This is a genomic window from Christiangramia pacifica (assembly GCF_057221535.1).
Genome location: NZ_CM170146.1, coordinates 451,657 through 469,421, shown reverse-complemented (window position 1 = coordinate 469,421; position 17,765 = coordinate 451,657). Strand labels below are relative to the sequence as shown.

The 17,765-nt window shown below is 39.5% G+C and carries 15 protein-coding genes; 13 read left to right on the top strand and 2 right to left on the bottom strand.

Features of this window, described 5'->3' with window-relative positions; genetic code table 11:
• Positions 1-6: 6 nt before the first annotated feature.
• The 10 genes from AC2S94_RS02130 to AC2S94_RS02085 all read left to right on the top strand — a co-directional run bounded on the left by AC2S94_RS02130 (position 7) and on the right by AC2S94_RS02085 (position 14,287).
• Positions 7-3,069 carry a TAT-variant-translocated molybdopterin oxidoreductase gene (locus tag AC2S94_RS02130; protein ID WP_484629867.1) on the top strand — a complete coding sequence of 1,021 codons (3,063 nt, stop codon included), beginning with the start codon at positions 7-9 and terminating at the stop codon, positions 3,067-3,069.
• A gap of 35 nt (positions 3,070-3,104) precedes the next feature.
• Positions 3,105-4,919, top strand: a complete 1,815-nt coding sequence (nrfD, locus tag AC2S94_RS02125) for an NrfD/PsrC family molybdoenzyme membrane anchor subunit (RefSeq protein ID WP_484629866.1) — start codon at positions 3,105-3,107, stop codon at positions 4,917-4,919.
• Positions 4,920-4,924: 5 nt separating this feature from the next.
• Complete coding sequence (locus AC2S94_RS02120) at positions 4,925-5,446, top strand: DUF3341 domain-containing protein (RefSeq protein WP_484629865.1); 522 nt, start codon at positions 4,925-4,927, stop codon at positions 5,444-5,446.
• Between the two features lie 12 nt (positions 5,447-5,458).
• Positions 5,459-6,169 carry a c-type cytochrome gene (locus AC2S94_RS02115; RefSeq protein WP_484629864.1) on the top strand — a complete coding sequence of 237 codons (711 nt, stop codon included), beginning with the start codon at positions 5,459-5,461 and terminating at the stop codon, positions 6,167-6,169.
• Between the two features lie 18 nt (positions 6,170-6,187).
• Positions 6,188-7,585 carry a quinol:cytochrome C oxidoreductase gene (locus AC2S94_RS02110; RefSeq protein ID WP_484629863.1) on the top strand — a complete coding sequence of 466 codons (1,398 nt, stop codon included), beginning with the start codon at positions 6,188-6,190 and terminating at the stop codon, positions 7,583-7,585.
• Between the two features lie 33 nt (positions 7,586-7,618).
• Positions 7,619-8,806: a cytochrome c oxidase subunit II gene (locus AC2S94_RS02105; protein ID WP_484629862.1), complete on the top strand. Its 1,188-nt coding sequence runs from the start codon at positions 7,619-7,621 to the stop codon at positions 8,804-8,806.
• Positions 8,807-8,823: 17 nt separating this feature from the next.
• Positions 8,824-10,647: a cytochrome c oxidase subunit I gene (locus AC2S94_RS02100; protein ID WP_484629861.1), complete on the top strand. Its 1,824-nt coding sequence runs from the start codon at positions 8,824-8,826 to the stop codon at positions 10,645-10,647.
• A 97-nt stretch (positions 10,648-10,744) separates the two neighbouring features.
• Positions 10,745-11,917 carry a S41 family peptidase gene (locus tag AC2S94_RS02095; RefSeq protein WP_484629860.1) on the top strand — a complete coding sequence of 391 codons (1,173 nt, stop codon included), beginning with the start codon at positions 10,745-10,747 and terminating at the stop codon, positions 11,915-11,917.
• 6 nt (positions 11,918-11,923) lie between these two features.
• Positions 11,924-12,952, top strand: a complete 1,029-nt coding sequence (gene ruvB / locus AC2S94_RS02090; RefSeq protein WP_484629859.1) for a Holliday junction branch migration DNA helicase RuvB — start codon at positions 11,924-11,926, stop codon at positions 12,950-12,952.
• Positions 12,953-12,955: 3 nt separating this feature from the next.
• A complete protein-coding gene (locus tag AC2S94_RS02085; protein WP_484629858.1) occupies positions 12,956-14,287 on the top strand; it encodes a cytochrome P450 in 1,332 nt (443 codons plus the stop codon).
• A gap of 2 nt (positions 14,288-14,289) precedes the next feature.
• Here AC2S94_RS02085 and AC2S94_RS02080 read toward each other — a convergent pair whose 3' ends face one another.
• Entirely contained in the window at positions 14,290-14,889 is a 600-nt protein-coding gene (locus tag AC2S94_RS02080) for a TetR/AcrR family transcriptional regulator (RefSeq protein ID WP_484629857.1), read from the bottom strand.
• Positions 14,890-14,980: 91 nt separating this feature from the next.
• Here AC2S94_RS02080 and AC2S94_RS02075 point away from each other — a divergent pair, with 91 nt between their 5' ends.
• Genes AC2S94_RS02075 through queG form a run of 3 tightly spaced genes read left to right on the top strand, consistent with a single transcriptional unit; the run spans position 14,981 to position 16,949 of the window.
• A complete protein-coding gene (locus tag AC2S94_RS02075; RefSeq protein WP_484629856.1) occupies positions 14,981-15,400 on the top strand; it encodes a cupin domain-containing protein in 420 nt (139 codons plus the stop codon).
• Between the two features lie 32 nt (positions 15,401-15,432).
• Entirely contained in the window at positions 15,433-15,978 is a 546-nt protein-coding gene (locus AC2S94_RS02070) for a hypothetical protein (RefSeq protein WP_484629855.1), read from the top strand.
• A gap of 41 nt (positions 15,979-16,019) precedes the next feature.
• Positions 16,020-16,949 carry a tRNA epoxyqueuosine(34) reductase QueG gene (queG, locus tag AC2S94_RS02065; protein ID WP_484629854.1) on the top strand — a complete coding sequence of 310 codons (930 nt, stop codon included), beginning with the start codon at positions 16,020-16,022 and terminating at the stop codon, positions 16,947-16,949.
• Here queG and AC2S94_RS02060 read toward each other — a convergent pair.
• Complete coding sequence (locus AC2S94_RS02060; protein WP_484629853.1) at positions 16,946-17,719, bottom strand: energy transducer TonB; 774 nt, start codon at positions 17,717-17,719, stop codon at positions 16,946-16,948. The two genes, queG and AC2S94_RS02060, sit on opposite strands and share 4 nt — an antisense overlap.
• Positions 17,720-17,765: the final 46 nt, after the last annotated feature.

The following is a 17,765-nucleotide window of genomic DNA, read 5'->3' as shown; positions in this document are numbered from 1 at the left end:
TATAATATGTCATCAAACAAGAAATACTGGAAAAGTGTTGAAGAGCTAAATGAAAACAGCTCTGTTGTTGAGACGCTCCAACAAAAGGAATTTGCTGAGGAGATCCCGGTAGAGGACTTCCTTGGGGATAAAGAGAAACTTGGAGATTCAAAAACTTCAAGAAGAGACTTCCTTAAGTATGTTGGATTCAGTACAGCAGCGGCATCACTGGCTGCCTGCGAAGGCCCTGTGACCAAGTCTATTCCTTACGTGGTGCAACCTGAAAGGATTGTGCCTGGAATCGCGAACTATTACGCATCTACGATTGCTGATGGTTTCGACTTCGCAAGCGTGTTGGTGAAAACTCGTGAGGGTCGACCAATTAAAATTGAAAATAATGATCTATCGAAGTTCAAAGGCGGGGTTAATGCCCGCGTTCACGCTTCGGTACTTTCTTTATATGATACAAAAAGGGTGAAACGCCCGATGATTGAAGGAAGAAATGTTTCCTGGGAAGAATTTGACCGTGAGGTTGGTTCTGCGCTTGATAATGCAAGTGGAGAGATCGTTCTACTTACGCAAACATTTGCTAGTCCTTCAACTTCAAAGTTAATTCAGGAGTTTTCTTCAAAATATGGAAATGTTCGTCACGTAGTGTATGACACAGTTTCTGAAGATGCTGCTCTGAATGCTTTTCAGTCTAAATACGGAAGACGTGCATTGCCAAACTATGATTTCTCAAAATCGAAAACAGTAGTTGGAGTTGGTGCAGATTTTCTTGCTGACTGGCAAGGTGGTGGGTATGATGCCGCTTTTGCAAAAACAAGAATTCCTGAAAATGGCGAAATGTCTCGTCATATTCAGTTTGAGTCTAATATGTCTCTAACCGGAGCCAATGCAGATAAGCGTGTTCCGTTGAAGCCGTCTCAGCAAAAGGCTGTGATGTCTGCTTTGAGAGGGTATATTGCCGGAGGTTCTTCTACGAGCGACCTTCCTTCAAATATTGACGATGCTGTGGTAAAAGCTGCTAGTCAGTTGAGAAAATCAGGAAGTGGCGCGGTTGTAGTTTGTGGAATTCCAGATGAAGAGGCTCAAAAATGGGCGTTGGAAATCAACGAAGCTCTTGGTAGCCAGGTGATGGATACTTCTAATGCAAGAGTGATCCGTCAGGGTAATGCTTCTGAAGTTGCCCAATTGGTTGAAGATATGAAGAATGGAAATGTTGGCGCTCTTCTAATCGCTGGTCTTAATCCGGTTCATACTTTGCCAAACGGTAAGGAATTCGCTGAAAGTCTTAAGAAGGTGGATACTGTAGTGGATTTTGCTACCAGAACCGATGAGACTTCTAAATTAAGTAAATACGTTGCTGCTACTCCGCATTACCTGGAGAGCTGGGGAGATATTCAGTTTTCTGAAAAATCATTCAGCTTGATGCAGCCTACTATAAGACCATTATTTGATACCAGACAATTTCAGGATACGCTTCTGAGATGGACAGATAATGACATGACCTATAATGAATACATTAAGGAGACCTGGTCTGGTGGATTGGGAGATAGAAACTGGAACGAAGTTCTTCATGATGGAGTTTTTGAGGCAAGTTCACCGGTAACTGTTTCAAATTCTGGGAATTCAACATCTTCTTCAGTATCATTCAATATGGATGAGATGGAAGGTGATGGTTTTGAATTAACGCTTTATACCAATACTGCGATTGGTGATGGGCAACAGGCTAACAATCCATGGTTACAGGAATTACCAGATCCGCTTTCTAGAGCTAGCTGGGATAACTACGTAACTGTTTCTAAAGCTGATGCTGAAGAATTAGGTCTTGAAAATGAAAATGTTGCCAACGGTGGGCTTAACGGAAGTTATGTAAACCTAACAGTTGGTGATACGGTAGTTCAGAATGTTCCTGTTTATATTATGCCTGGTCAGGCGAAAGGATCTGTTGGTCTTGCGCTTGGTTATGGTAGAAAAGCTGGAATTCAGGCTGAAATGCAAACAGGAGTAAATGCTTATCCATTGTATAAGAATTTCAGTTCTGTTCAAAAAGTTAAGATCGAAAAGACTGCTGGAGTGCATGAGTTTGCATGTGTTCAGCTTCACAATACCTTAATGGGTAGAGGTGATATTATAAAGGAAACCACACTTGAGGTTTTCAATACTAAAGATGCTCATGTTTGGAATGCAGTTCCGGAAGTATCTTTAGATCACCAGGAAACTCCGGTGACTTCTCCAGATGTTGATATCTGGGAAAGTTTTGACAGATCAACCGGTCCACACTTTAACCTTAGTATAGATCTTAACGCCTGTACAGGTTGTGGTGCTTGTGTGATCGCTTGTCATTCTGAAAATAACGTTCCTGTTGTTGGTAGAGAAGAGGTGAGAAAATCGAGAGATATGCACTGGTTGCGTATAGACCGTTATTTCTCTTCTGAAGATTCTTTCACTAACGATCTTGAGAAAAAAGAAAATATTGAAGGCCTTGGTAGTTCACTTTCAGAATTTGGTGAACTCGAGCAGCCAGCTGATAATCCTCAGGTTGTATTCCAGCCGGTAATGTGTCAGCACTGTAACCACGCTCCATGTGAAACTGTGTGTCCTGTAGCGGCAACTTCACACGGAAGACAGGGTCAGAACCAAATGATTTATAACAGATGTGTTGGTACAAGATATTGTGCAAATAACTGTCCTTATAAGGTTCGTCGTTTCAACTGGTTCAACTATGCACAGAACGATGAATTTGATTACCACATGAACAATGACCTTGGAAGAATGGTGCTTAACCCAGATGTTACTGTGCGTTCTAGAGGGGTTATGGAGAAATGTTCTATGTGTATTCAGAAAACTCAAAAAACGATCCTTGACGCTAAGCGTGATGGTAGAACAATTAAAGACGGTGAATTCCAGACTGCTTGTTCGGCTGCATGTGATAAAGGTGCAATGGTCTTTGGAGATGTGAATAACGAGGACTCAAAAGTTCTGGAAAAGAAAAATGATGACAGGATGTATCATCTGCTTGAGTATGTAGGTACGAAACCAAACGTGATGTACCAGACAAAAGTTAGAAATACAACCGAAGCTTAAATTAACGAATAACTAAGAATCAATCAGATAAGGATATGTCTCATTACGAAGCACCTATACGAAAGCCTCTAGTTACCGGGAACAAAAGCTATCACGATGTGACAGTGGATGTTGCTGCTCCGGTGGAAGGAAGGGCTAATAAAACCTGGTGGATAGTTTTTGCTATCTCGCTTGTTGCCTTTCTTTGGGGTGTTGGATGTATAGTTTACACTATTTCTACAGGTATTGGTACCTGGGGATTAAACAAAACAGTAGGTTGGGCCTGGGATATTACCAACTTTGTATGGTGGGTAGGTATTGGTCACGCCGGTACACTTATTTCCGCGGTACTTTTACTGTTCCGTCAAAAATGGAGAATGGCGATTAACAGGTCTGCAGAGGCAATGACCATTTTCTCTGTAATGCAGGCGGGTCTTTTCCCATTAATTCACATGGGGCGTCCGTGGCTGGCATATTGGGTACTTCCAATACCTAACCAGTTTGGATCTCTTTGGGTGAACTTTAACTCACCACTTCTTTGGGATGTATTTGCGATCTCTACATATCTTTCAGTATCACTTGTTTTCTGGTGGACTGGATTGTTGCCAGATTTCGCGATGATCCGTGATAGAGCAATTACGCCTTTTACAAGAAGAGTTTACGGAATATTATCTTTTGGATGGAGTGGACGTGCTAAAGACTGGCAACGTTTTGAAGAAGTATCTTTGGTACTTGCAGGTCTTGCAACACCACTGGTACTTTCTGTACACACCATTGTATCTTTTGACTTCGCAACTTCGGTAATCCCGGGATGGCATACTACCATTTTCCCTCCTTACTTCGTTGCGGGTGCGATCTTCTCTGGATTTGCCATGGTGAACACCTTGCTTATCATCATGAGAAAGGTTTCTAATTTAGAAGACTATATTACTATTCAGCATATCGAATTGATGAACATTGTAATCATGATTACAGGTTCTATCGTGGGTACTGCATATATTACCGAGTTAGTGATTGCATGGTATTCAGGTGTTGAATACGAACAGTATGCATTCCTTAACAGGGCTACCGGGCCTTACTGGTGGGCATATTGGAGTATGATGACCTGTAACGTATTCTCTCCACAATTCATGTGGTTCAAGAAACTGCGTACCAGTATCATGTTCTCTTTCTTTATTTCTATCGTTGTAAATATTGGGATGTGGTTTGAGCGTTTCGTAATTATCGTGACCTCGCTTCACCGTGATTACCTTCCATCTTCATGGACGATGTTCTCTCCAACATTTGTAGATATAGGGATCTTTATCGGTACCATTGGATTCTTCTTTGTATTGTTCCTTCTTTACGCTCGTTCGTTCCCAGTGATCGCACAGGCAGAGGTTAAAACAATACTGAAGGCTTCTGGAGAAAAGTATAAGAAATTAAGAGCTGAGCACGGAGATGATGTACTACATTACGATCCGCAGGCAGTAGGTAGAAATCCTAAAACTAATGAAGAGGCGGGAATTCACCACAAAATCGAAGATACTGAACACACCAAGAAAGTAGAGGCAGATCATCCACATGAGGAGACTGTGAATGCAGACGGAATGGTGGTTTCTGAAGTTACTAAAGACCGAATTGATGAAATGCTTTCAAGAATTGGAACTTATGATCCAAAAACTCAGGAAGCAGATGATCTTACTAAACTGAAAAATGTTGGACCGCTATTACAGCAGCATTTACACCAGGTTGGGATCTATCTTTTTGATCAGGTAAGTAAATTAAAAGAACAGGATTTTGAATTGCTTGATGAAGTGATCGAAAACTTCCCTATCGAAGAAAATAGAGAAGGATGGGTTGCCCAGGCAAACAAACTAAAAAATAAATAATAAGGATGGCATCTAAAGTTTTACACGCTATTTACAGAGATGACGATCTGCTTTTACAAGCCGTAAAACAGATTCGTGAAGCACGCTATCATATTGGTGAGATCTATTGCCCATTTCCGGTACACGGACTTGATAAGGCAATGGGACTTGCTCCAACAAGACTTGCCATCACATCATTTATGTATGGTTTGGTTGGACTTTCTGTAGCGATCGCTATGATGAACTTTATCATGATAGAAGACTGGCCACAGGATATTGGAGGTAAACCAAGTTTCAGTTTCTTCCAGAACATGCCGGCGTTTGTGCCAATTATGTTCGAATTAACTGTATTCTTTGCAGCTCACCTTATGGTGATCACCTTTTACATGAGAAGTAAATTATGGCCATTCAAAAAAGCTGAAAACCCAGATGTAAGAACCACAGATGATGTGTTCTTAATGGAAGTTGATGCTGCCAATCATAATATAGATGACCTAACCGACTTTTTATATCAAACTGGTGCATCTGAAATTAAATTAATAGAATAATAAATAGTGATAATGAGAAGTTTGTTCCATAAAACTATAGGATTTTGTCTGCTTGGCTTTGCAATTGTTTCCTGCCATGACAAGGAGGATCCAAACTATCAGTACATGCCTGATATGTATGAGCCGGTAGGTTACGAAGCTTACGGTGAGTACGACGTTTTCGAGAACGGTCAGGAAGCTAAATTACCTGTAGAAGGTACTGTGCCTCGTGGTTGGATGCCTTACGATTATGAAAATACTCCGGAAGGATCTGCAGATGCAAAAGCAAATCTTAAGAATCCACTTCCTTATACTCAGGAAAACCTGGCTGAAGGTAAGTCGCTTTACACTATTTATTGTGCGGTTTGTCACGGTGATAAAGGTGACGGTAAAGGAATTCTTGCAGAACGTGAAAAGATTCTTGGTATACCATCTTATGATGATGCCGGGCGTGCAATTACCGAAGGTAGTGTTTATCACGTAATGTATTACGGGATCAATAACATGGGATCTTATGCTGCTCAAACTTCCATCAAGGAACGTTGGCAAATAGATCATTATGTGATGAGCCTTAAAGATCAGTTGGAAGGAAAGCCTGAAAGAGAATATGAAGAAGAGCAAACTCAACTTCTTCCTTCCAGAGCAGATGCCAAAGTTTCTCCATATGGAGATGAGGAAGAGTCTATGCAAGACAATGAAAACGGGCAGGAAGCTGCAAACAACCAAACCGAAACTCAAGAATAAAGATTTAGATCTATCGATATGTATACGCTATCCAGTAAATTAAAATTAACGGCAATCATTTGTATGATTGTTGGCGCAATAGGTCTCATTTATGGATTCATCGCCGCACCGGAAACCGTAGAGGATGTCAAAGAAATGATGGCTTCTCATGGTGAACATGGCGAAGAAAGTACTCATGAGGTGAATGTAGAACAGCTTCCTGGAGGGGATAATGCCCGGATGGAAACTGAAGCTCACGATTCTCACGAGGAAACTGCCACTGCAGATCATGGTGCTGAAGGAGCTCACGGTGAAGAGGCTTCTCATGATGATGAGCACTACGAACATATTTTACACCAATTACAGAATAAGCCATGGGCTGCTTTATATGTAGCTGCATTCTTTTTCTTTATGATATCGCTTGGGGCTCTTGCTTTCTACGCAATTCAATATGCGGCGCAGGCAGGTTGGTCTCCGGTTCTTTTCAGAGTAATGGAAGCGATTACCGCTTACCTTCTACCTGGAGGAATTATTGTATTTGTTTTATTAGTGCTTTCAGGACTTCATTTAAACCACTTGTTTGTGTGGATGGATCCTGAAGTTGTAGCTCATGATGAGATCATTCAGGCGAAAACAGCATATCTAAATGTGCCTTTCTTCCTGATTAGAGCTGCGATCTACCTTGGAGGTTGGATCTTCTTCAGACACCTGTTGAGAAAGAACTCTATCAGAATGGATGACGCTACAGATCTTGTTTACTTTAAAAAGAACTTTAAGCTTGCTGCTGGTTTCCTAGTATTCTTCATAGTAACTGAATCTATGATGTCCTGGGACTGGATCATGAGTTTAGATCCACACTGGTTTAGTACATTATTTGGATGGTTCGTTTTCGCAAGTTTATTTGTATCTGCGATCACAACTATTGCCATCGTAACTATTTACCTTAAATCAAGAAATTATCTTGAGTTCGTGAACAACAGTCATATTCATGACCTGGCGAAGTTCATGTTCGGTATCAGTATTTTCTGGACGTACCTTTGGTTCTCTCAGTTCATGCTGATCTGGTACTCTAATATTCCTGAAGAAGTTGTATACTTTATCCAGAGAATGGAAGATTACCAGTTACCATTCTTCGGAATGCTTGTAACGAACTTCCTGTTCCCTGTTCTTCTTTTGATGAACAGTGACTATAAGAGAGTTAACTGGTTCGTGATCATGACCGGAATAATCATTCTTTGTGGTCATTACCTTAACGTATATGTTTTAGTGATGCCTGCAACAGTAGGAGAGTCATGGTTTATTGGAATTCCTGAAATAAGTGCAGTATTGTTGTTTGGTGGCTTGTTTACTTTTGTGGTTTTCAATGCCCTTACCAAAGCACCGCTGCTCGTAAAAGGAAATCCATTTATCAAGGAGAGTAAGCATTACCATTATTAATTAAGATTGATTGTTTAAAGAAGAACTTAAAAAATGACCGTATTTTTAGTAATCATAGTACTAGCACTTCTGGCCGTAACAGGTTGGCAGATCTCGAAGATCTTTCAGTTATCTCAGAGACCCGATGCCGATACTTCTCAGGTTGCAAATGATAAGGATAACAAGCTGCATGGGATATTGATGCTTGCTTTCGTAATTTTCCTTTATGTAATTACCATTTTCTGCTTCTGGGAATACGGAAGATTCTACCTGCCGGAGTCAGCCTCTGAGCATGGTGGTGAATACGATACTCTTATGTTCATCTCTATCGCCCTTATCATGGTGGTGCAGGTGATCACTCAGGGACTTCTTCACTTCTTCGCTTACAAGTACAAGGGTAGAAAAACTCAGAAGGCCCTATTTTATGCAGATAACGACAAACTAGAATTTATCTGGACGATTATCCCGGTAATTGTTCTTGCAGGTCTTATTATCTACGGATTATTTACTTGGAGTGATATTATGAATATCAACGAAGATGAAGATCCAATGGTAATCGAACTTTATGCATATCAGTTTGACTGGAGAGCCAGATACTCAGGAGAAGATAATACTTTAGGAAAAGCGAATGTTCGTTTCATTGAAGGTGTAAACCAGTTAGGGGTTGATGAATCTGATTCTTACGGAGAGGATGATAAGATCGTAACAGAATTACATTTGCCAGTTGGAAAACCGGTACTTTTCAAATTCCGTTCACAGGATGTACTTCACTCAGCTTACTTCCCATTCTTTAGAGCGCAGATGAACGTTGTGCCGGGAATGATCACTCAGTTTGGTTTCACTCCAACTATCACTACTGAAGAGATGAGAGAAAGTGAATACATGGTGGATAAGGTGAAGAGTGTAAATGAAGAGAGAAACGAACGTAATAAAGAACTTTTAGCAAGTGGAGAGCCTACTTTAGATTCTTATGAATTTGACTATTTCCTTCTTTGTAATAAGATATGTGGGCAGGCTCACTATAATATGCAAATGAAGATCATAGTAGAATCTGAAGAGGATTTTAATGCATGGCTTGAAGAGCAACCAACTTTTGGTAGTACGATGGAAGATCAGAATAGCAATTCTGATGCTTCAGAAGAAACTGAAACCGAAGAGGAAGCACCTTCAGAGCAGGATAATGAAACAGAGGAGCCACAGGAAAGTGATGCAGTGGCTGTAGTAGAAAACGAACAAAACTAAGATAAAGAATTAAAGATATGTCAGCAATTGCAACAGCACCGGCACACGATCACCACGACGATCACGGACATCATCATAAAGAGACTTTTATAACAAAGTACATTTTCAGTCAGGATCATAAGATGATTGCCAAGCAATATCTTATTACCGGACTTATCATGGGAATCATCGGTATCGGGATGTCTATCCTGTTCCGTATTCAGCTTGCATGGCCAGAACAGTCTTTCTGGATCTTCGAAGCGCTACTTGGTGATAAATGGGCTCCAGATGGGGTAATGACTCCAAGTATGTATCTTGCCCTGGTTACAATACATGGTACCATAATGGTATTCTTCGTATTGACTGCAGGTTTGAGTGGTACATTCTCAAACTTACTTATTCCGTTGCAAATTGGTGCACGAGATATGGCTTCGGGATTCCTTAACATGGTTTCTTACTGGTTATTCTTCCTTTCAAGTGTGATCATGCTAAGTTCATTATTTGTGGAATCAGGGCCGGCGATGGCAGGTTGGACGATCTATCCTCCATTAAGTGCTTTACCACAGGCTATAAGTGGTTCTGGAACAGGGATGACTCTATGGTTAGTTTCTATGGCGATCTTCATTGCTTCTTCATTATTAGGTTCACTTAATTATATCGTTACGGTAATCAACCTGAGAACTGAAGGTATGTCAATGACCAGGCTTCCTTTAACTATCTGGGCATTCTTTGTAACAGCAATTATCGGTGTGGTTTCATTCCCGGTATTACTTTCTGCTGCATTACTCTTGATAATGGATAGAAGTTTTGGAACTTCATTCTTCTTAAGTGATATTTTCATCCAGGGAGAGGTGTTAAGCCATCAAGGTGGTTCTCCGGTTTTATTTGAGCACCTGTTCTGGTTCTTAGGACACCCGGAAGTATATATTGTACTTCTACCTGCACTTGGTATTACGTCAGAAATTATTTCAACTAACTCGCGTAAACCTATCTTTGGTTACCGAGCGATGGTTGCATCTATATTAGCGATCGCATTCCTTTCAACTATTGTTTGGGGTCACCACATGTTTATCTCAGGAATGAACCCATTCCTAGGATCTGTGTTTACCTTTACAACTTTATTAATCGCGATTCCTTCAGCAGTAAAAGCTTTTAACTATATCACTACGTTATGGAAAGGTAATTTACAGATGAACCCTGGTATGCTTTTCTCTATCGGTCTTGTATCTACTTTCATAACTGGTGGTCTAACTGGTATCATCCTTGGAGATTCAACGCTGGATATCAACGTTCATGATACTTACTTTGTAGTGGCTCACTTCCACCTGGTAATGGGTATCTCTGCACTTTACGGACTATTTGCCGGTGTATATCACTGGTTCCCGAAAATGTTCGGTAGAATGATGAATAAGAACCTTGGTTATATTCACTTCTGGGTAACAGCGGTAGGAGCATACGGAGTTTTCTTCCCAATGCACTTTATCGGTATTGCTGGTCTTCCAAGACGTTATTATACAAATACTGAATTTCCATATTTTGATGATTATGCTGATGTAAATACTATTATTACAGTAGCTGCTATCATCACTGCCTTGGTGCAAATTGTATTTATCTATAATTTCTTTAACTCTATTTTCTTCGGAAAGAAAGCAGTTCAGAATCCTTGGAAATCGAATACTCTGGAATGGACTACTCCGGTAGAGCACATCCACGGAAACTGGCCAGGAAAGATTCCTTCAGTTTATCGTTGGGCTTACGATTACTCTAAGACTCGTGAGGACGGAGAATATGTGATTAAAGGTCAGGACTTCGTTTCGCAGATCACTCCATTACAGGATGGCGAAGAAGAATTGAATCACTAGTCGAAATTCATATAAATTAAAAAGCCTCTTTTCGAAGAGGCTTTTTTGTTTTCTAATGTTTCCATTATCGTATATTTTCGATACCTTTTTACGGCCTATGAAATCACTATTTTCTATTTTATTTATATCCATAGTCACATTATCTAATGCGCAGGAAACATGTAATTGCCGGGAAAATATTCAATTTTTGGCTGAAACTGCAAGAGATCTTCCCGCATACAAAGTCGGAAATAATGCCTCCAACTTTGAGAAGACCTATCAACAGATCCTGGAGAAAAGCGAGGTAAGTGAATCAGTTTTCGAATGTTTTCAGAAATTAAGCAAATTGCTGGTTAGTCTTAATGATAGACATAATAGAATTTACTCTGACCCCTTATTTACGGTTAAAAATGGCGATACTTTATACAATGAGTTTCCGATTTATAAGGGAGATATAAAAACTTTAAAAAATGATCTCCGCCTTAAACCAAAAGATTCTCCGGAAGGAATTTACTCGCGAGATGATTTTGAAATTGCATTGGTAAAAGAGGAGGATGCTTATTTGGTGCTGAATCTTAATTCCGGAAAGGTTTGGAAAGCCGGTGAAATTTTGGGCAAAATGCTTCCATACGCTAAGAATAAATATCTGGCTTCTATTGGCTTTCCAACAGATAAAACACTGTATACCTTTCCGTTGGAAATTTTCGATGGATATATCTCCAAACTTAATTTGCGGAAAAATCCTGAAACGGTGGATTATGAAAATAATTTGGACGAAGAGAATTATAGCATCCGCAGGTCTGGAGATATAACTTATCTTCGAATTGGAAGTTTTTCCGGTTTCAATCCTGTCCTTTCTGAAGCTGAAGAATTTTATAAATCCCTTGAAGATGAAAAAGTGACTTCAAAAATCATCATTGATCTTCGAAATAATGGTGGAGGAGGAGATCGAAATTCAGATATTCTATTTAAATATCTTAGAAAGAATTATAAAAAATCCAATATTTATGTTCTCGTAAATGGTGTAACCACGAGTAATGCTGAGCAGTTTGCACTAAGGCTCAGAGATTTTGATAATACTATTATTCTTGGTCGCCCAACCAGTGGAACTATTGCTTACGAACTTGGAGAAACCTATGAATTTCCCTGTGAACTGTTAACCGGATTTTTTACGATTAAAAAGGATAAAAAATACCTGCAATATGAATCGGTAGGCGTACAACCGGATGTCATTTTAAAACCAGACTCAGACTGGATAAGTCAGACTGAAGATTATATTCAGAATAATTAAATTACTATGAACGAAAATCTCGATGCGAGCGGAGACAATTTCTCTCCGGAAGAATTTGATATTGAAAGAGCGCTCAGGCCCCTTAGTTTTAATGACTTTGCCGGCCAGGAGCAGGTGCTGGAAAATCTTCAGGTTTTTGTTCAGGCAGCTAATTTGCGTGAAGAGGCCTTAGATCACACTCTATTTCATGGTCCTCCTGGATTAGGTAAGACTACTTTAGCACATATACTGGCCAATGAGTTGAATGTTGGAATAAAGATCACCTCGGGTCCTGTATTGGACAAACCGGGAGATCTTGCCGGCTTGCTTACCAATCTGGAAGAAAGAGATATTCTTTTTATTGATGAGATCCATAGATTGAGTCCGATTGTAGAGGAATATCTGTATTCAGCGATGGAAGATTATCGTATTGATATCATGATCGAAACCGGGCCAAATGCCAGAACGGTTCAGATCAATTTGAATCCTTTTACCCTGATTGGAGCTACAACCAGAAGCGGACTTCTTACCGCTCCCATGCGGGCGAGATTTGGAATTTCCAGCCGATTGCAATATTATACTACGGAATTGCTTTCCGGAATTGTTGAAAGAAGTTCAGATATTTTAAGAGTTCCGATCACCCAGGAAGCGGCTATAGAAATTGCAGGAAGAAGTCGTGGAACTCCAAGAATTGCCAATGCCTTGCTACGCAGGGTTCGTGATTTTGCGCAGATCAAGGGAAATGGAAAGATCGATATCGAAATTGCTAAATTTGGATTGAAAGCATTAAATGTGGATGCACACGGACTTGACGAAATGGATAATAAGATTCTGGCGACCATAATCGATAAATTCAAAGGAGGTCCTGTTGGGATCACCACGCTGGCGACTGCAGTAAGCGAAAGCGCGGAAACCATCGAAGAAGTTTACGAGCCTTTTCTAATTCAGCAGGGTTTTATTTATAGAACTCCGCGTGGAAGGGAAGTAACTGAACATGCATATAAACACCTGGGACGAATAAAAGGAAGTACCCAGGGCGGACTTTTTAATCAATGATCTATGGCTGAAAACGGTAAAATACCTGAAGTTTCTTTGCTTCGGTTTCTTAAACATTCAGCTAATATTCTTAAAAATCCGCTGCCGTTTCATCATAAGAATTTTACTGATAAAGGAGATATATTCCGGCTGAACATTGGTTTCAATAAATCGGTCATCTTTACCCGCGATGCAGGTTTCCTGGAATATGTACTTCAGAAGAACCAGCGAAATTTTATCAAATCTGAAATTCAGACCAAAGACCTTGCGAAATATGTGGGCAAAGGTTTGCTTACTTCAGATGGTGATCACTGGAAAAAGCAGCGTAAACTAATTCAGCCTGCATTCCACAAAAAGCACCTTGCTAATCTGCTCGATTCCATCAAAGAGGCGATCAATGCCGAATATGATAAAATTGATACGGGAAAGGAAATCGATATTTTTCCAATTTTCAATGACCTCGCTTTTCAAACCGTGGTAAAATCACTTTTCAGCAGCGCTGCCAATCAAACTGAAATTAACAGGCTTCAATACATTACCGAGTCTGCTCAGAAAATGCTGGTAAAGGAACTTAGACAGCCATATTTAGGCTGGTGGTTCAGGGCAAGTGGCAAAATTGATTCATATTTGAAGTTAACTGCAGAGGCTAGGGAGATACTGAAAAGAATGGTGAAAGAGCGCCGTGATTCTGGTGAGCGTTATGACGATCTTCTGGATATGCTTTTGGACGCTCGTTATGAAGATGGTAATTCCATGGATGAGGAGCAGTTGATCGATGAGATCCTGATTCTTTTTACTGCCGGGCATGAAACTACTTCCAATGCATTAACTTTTATTGCACAACTGCTGGCGCATAATCCCAAGTGGCAGGAAAAAATATTGCAGGAAAGAAATAGTCTTGATAATACTTCTGAAGATCTCATGGAATTTGTGATGAATTCAAAAGTCTCACAGCAGGTGATAGAAGAGGGAATGAGATTATATCCTCCGGCTTATTTTATTGACCGCGTAAATGTGGAGAAAGATGAATTTAACGGGATGATCTTAGAGCCAGGAGAGAATTTGCTTTTTTCGGTTCATGAAATTCACCGTCATCCTGATCTGTGGGAGAATCCCGATGATTTTCTACCTGAACGTTTTGAGGACGGAGGCAGAAAGTATTCTTCTCAATACTTTCCTTTTGGAGCAGGTCCTAGAAAATGTATAGGAAATAATTTTGCGATGTTTGAAATGATCATTGCCGTTTCAGACCTGGTGTCCAGGTTTAAATTTGAACCGGTTTACGAAGAGATTGACATCAAGCCTTTGATTACTTTAAAGCCGAAGAACGCCATTTTGAAATTCATAAGGCGATAAATTTATTCGTTTTCGTTCAATACAGAATTTAAAATATGTTCTAGTCCCCAGTTCAGAAGATCTTTGGAGGATTTATTATTGAGTCGGCAAACATCTTTGGTGACGATAAGTGCCTCGATTCCCATAAGCACTGTGGCGATATTCGAAATCTTCTCTATCTCATCTTTTGGCAAACGAATTCCTTTTTCTTTAAAAAGCATGGCGAGTGTCGATTTTCGACGTGCGCCCCGGGTTTTTTTATCATCAGGTACATTTAGAGTTGCGCTCAGGTATTTCCTGAAACCCGGTTCGTTCTCAATGGCCAGGTCATTACAATAATTCTGAATTTCCAGGATCGCCTTTTTGGTATTAAGTGTTTTCACGTCTTCCAGAATTTCTTCGGAATCTTTGGTATTTAGATCCAAACCTGCTTCTGAAGCTAACAGATCAATATTGGAAAAATACCTGTAAATCGTCGCCCTGGAAATTCCGGTCTCTTTGGCGACGTCTTCCAGGGTAAATTCTTTTCCTTCTGCCAGTAAATTCTGAGCACTTGCCAGGATCCTGTCCCTGGTTTTATGCTTTTGGTTTTTCCTTCCGCTATTTAAATATTTCTCTTTCATGAGACAAAAGTCTTATAATATTTTGAGATATGAAAATTTAAAAATATATTTACGAGACAATTATCTCATAAGTTTAATTAAAATATTCAATATGTGGGTGTTAGGTCATAAAGTTTTGTGTCATCAATTATCAGCAGATTACGATTTAGCCATGGGGGAATCGGCACCAAATGTGCCGGGTCCACCTCCGCATTATCATGAGAAATATCATGAAACCTTCCTGATTGTTGAAGGTGAAATGGACTTTATAATTAACGGAGAACTGAAGAAGGTGAAAGTTGGAGAATCAATCGATATTCCGCAGGGAACGCTGCACACCTTTAAAAATTCAGGAGAGAAAATATGCAAATGGATAAACGTGCATAGCCCAAAAGGTTTTGCCGAATTTTTTCAGCAATACGGAGTGGATGAAGATCAGCCAGATGCGATGCAAAAATCTGTCGCTCCCGAAATTATTCAGGAGGTTCTTGAGAAAGCGCCTGATTATGATATGAAAATTCAGCTAGGCTGATAACGATATTTTATTAACCAATTCTAAATAGTATGAATACAAATTTTCTTTTCCGAAAGGTTCAGTTATTATTAATCCTTTCCGCCGGGTTATTCTTTTCCTGCAGCACAGATACAGATTCAGGAATTGATTCGATTGAAGTTTATGATTTTAAACTGGAAAAAGCCACGACTCCGGAAGCTCAGTTAGAAATGCTAACCAAAGCGATGCGCAGATTCCATAATTTTGATGTGGCTGTAGATCAGGGCTATGTAGCAGTAAGTCCACTGATAGAAGGGATGGGAATACATTACGCGAAATTTGAGTATGTAGATATGAATTTCGAAATTTTAAAACCAGAGATCCTGGTATATCATCCAGATGAAAACGGTGTGATGCAATTTGTTGCTGCAGAATATTTAATTCCTGTAGAAGATTGCGGTCCGGAAGGAGATCATACACCGCCAACCGATGGATTTTTGGGGGACCAGGATCACTGGCATTTAAACTGTACCGCTGGTGGATGGACCTTACATGCATGGGTAGGTCTGGAAAACCCGGATGGAGTTTTTGCGCCATATAATCCTATACTGCAATAATCTCCAATATTAATTTTAAATTAGCTGATCAAAGTTCAATTTTGAATACATCAGCTCAAAAATATTCCAGTTTAATCAAAGCCGAAGCCAAGCGCCTCGGCTTTCTTTCTTGTGGAATCAGTAAAGCTGAATTTCTGGAAGAAGAAGCTCCGCGACTGGAAAGCTGGCTGAATCAAAATATGCATGGCGAAATGTGTTATATGGAAAACTATTTCGATAAGCGTCTCGATCCAACAAAACTTGTTCCCGGCTCTAAAAGTGTTATTTCTTTATTGCTCAATTATTATCCTTCAGATTTTCAAAATGATGAGTCTTACAAGATCAGTAAATATGCCTATGGCAGAGATTATCATTTTGTAATTAAAGACAAGCTTAAGCAAATGCTTTCTTCTTTGCAGGAACAAATTGGTGAATTTCATGGTCGCGCTTTTGTAGATTCGGCACCGGTTTTAGATAAAGCCTGGGCAGCGAAAAGCGGACTCGGCTGGATAGGAAAACATTCGAACCTTCTATCAAAAAAGACCGGTTCATTTTATTTTATTGCAGAGCTTATAGTTGATCTGGATCTTGAATATGACACTCCCGTAACCGATCACTGCGGAAGCTGCACCGCCTGTATTGATGCCTGTCCTACGAATGCCATCGTAGAACCTTATAAAGTTGACGGAAGCAAATGCATTTCTTACTTCACGATTGAGCTGAAAGATGAGCTGCCAAATTCTTATAAAAACCAGTTTGACGACTGGATGTTTGGTTGCGATGTTTGCCAGGATGTATGTCCCTGGAATCGTTTTTCAAAACCGCATAACGAGCCTTTATTTAATCCGCATCCCGATCTTATCGAAAATGATAAAAAGGATTGGGAAGAGATCACCAGGGAAACCTTCAATGAAATTTTCAGAAAATCTGCAGTGAAAAGGACAAAATTCGAAGGTTTAAAAAGAAATATCAGCTTTTTGAAAAATGATTAAATATTACTGAATTTGTATTTCAGTAGTACATCTACAGCATTTCCATTTTCATCTAAACCTGGGCTTTCAATTTTAATAGTTTCTAAAACCGATTTTGTTAATTTCTGCATTTTAGCATTCGGAACCATTGCCATAATATTGGTTATTTCAGAATCTTTATTAATTACAAAGCTGAGATTTAATAGTCTTATTTCGCTACTATTGAATTTTTCATCCTTTAGTTTCTTTAAAATCTTATTTTGAATCATTTCTTTTAAACAGACTTTGTCTGATTCGCATCCTGAAACTCTGGGAGCTTTGTATACATCGGTTAGCTCTATAAATTCTTTCCCTGCAGTTTCATTAGCCAGAAATTCATCATAATCATTAAACTGTCTTTTTTGGAATGTTACAGGTACAGTATATATAATTGAAACATTTTCACCATTCTTTACCGCTGGTTCCTTGATTTTAAGTTTCTTGATTAGACGTTTAGCTTCTTTTTCAAGCGGTTTGGAGGTTGATCTTGTTCTAATATCTGTAATTTTTCCTTCCTCCGTCACAACAAATTGTGCGTAAGCTGCACCTCCTTCATCATAAACTAGCTTAGTGATATCTAAATTAGTCCTGATATAATTCATGATAGACTTTTCAAAGCATTCAGTTGAATCATCTTTTAGACATTCAGCTTTAAGTTTGGGAGCGGTGTCTACATTTTGAATGGATAAATTTTGAGCAAAAGTCTGGGTGAATGGTATTGCAAGAAATACCAGTAATAACAATTTTTTCATGAAGTATGTTTAGAACTCGAATTTAGGTAAAAAAATAGGATTCTTA

Coding starts and splice junctions, on each gene's coding strand:
- AC2S94_RS02110 (WP_484629863.1), top strand. CDS start 6,188: ATGTATACGCTATCCAGTAAATTAAAATTAACGGCAATCATTTGTATG.
- AC2S94_RS02085 (WP_484629858.1), top strand. CDS start 12,956: ATGGCTGAAAACGGTAAAATACCTGAAGTTTCTTTGCTTCGGTTTCTT.
- AC2S94_RS02115 (WP_484629864.1), top strand. CDS start 5,459: ATGAGAAGTTTGTTCCATAAAACTATAGGATTTTGTCTGCTTGGCTTT.
- AC2S94_RS02100 (WP_484629861.1), top strand. CDS start 8,824: ATGTCAGCAATTGCAACAGCACCGGCACACGATCACCACGACGATCAC.
- AC2S94_RS02075 (WP_484629856.1), top strand. CDS start 14,981: ATGTGGGTGTTAGGTCATAAAGTTTTGTGTCATCAATTATCAGCAGAT.
- AC2S94_RS02120 (WP_484629865.1), top strand. CDS start 4,925: ATGGCATCTAAAGTTTTACACGCTATTTACAGAGATGACGATCTGCTT.
- AC2S94_RS02095 (WP_484629860.1), top strand. CDS start 10,745: ATGAAATCACTATTTTCTATTTTATTTATATCCATAGTCACATTATCT.
- AC2S94_RS02130 (WP_484629867.1), top strand. CDS start 7: ATGTCATCAAACAAGAAATACTGGAAAAGTGTTGAAGAGCTAAATGAA.
- AC2S94_RS02105 (WP_484629862.1), top strand. CDS start 7,619: ATGACCGTATTTTTAGTAATCATAGTACTAGCACTTCTGGCCGTAACA.
- AC2S94_RS02060 (WP_484629853.1), bottom strand. CDS start 17,719: ATGAAAAAATTGTTATTACTGGTATTTCTTGCAATACCATTCACCCAG.
- AC2S94_RS02070 (WP_484629855.1), top strand. CDS start 15,433: ATGAATACAAATTTTCTTTTCCGAAAGGTTCAGTTATTATTAATCCTT.
- AC2S94_RS02080 (WP_484629857.1), bottom strand. CDS start 14,889: ATGAAAGAGAAATATTTAAATAGCGGAAGGAAAAACCAAAAGCATAAA.
- ruvB (WP_484629859.1), top strand. CDS start 11,924: ATGAACGAAAATCTCGATGCGAGCGGAGACAATTTCTCTCCGGAAGAA.
- nrfD (WP_484629866.1), top strand. CDS start 3,105: ATGTCTCATTACGAAGCACCTATACGAAAGCCTCTAGTTACCGGGAAC.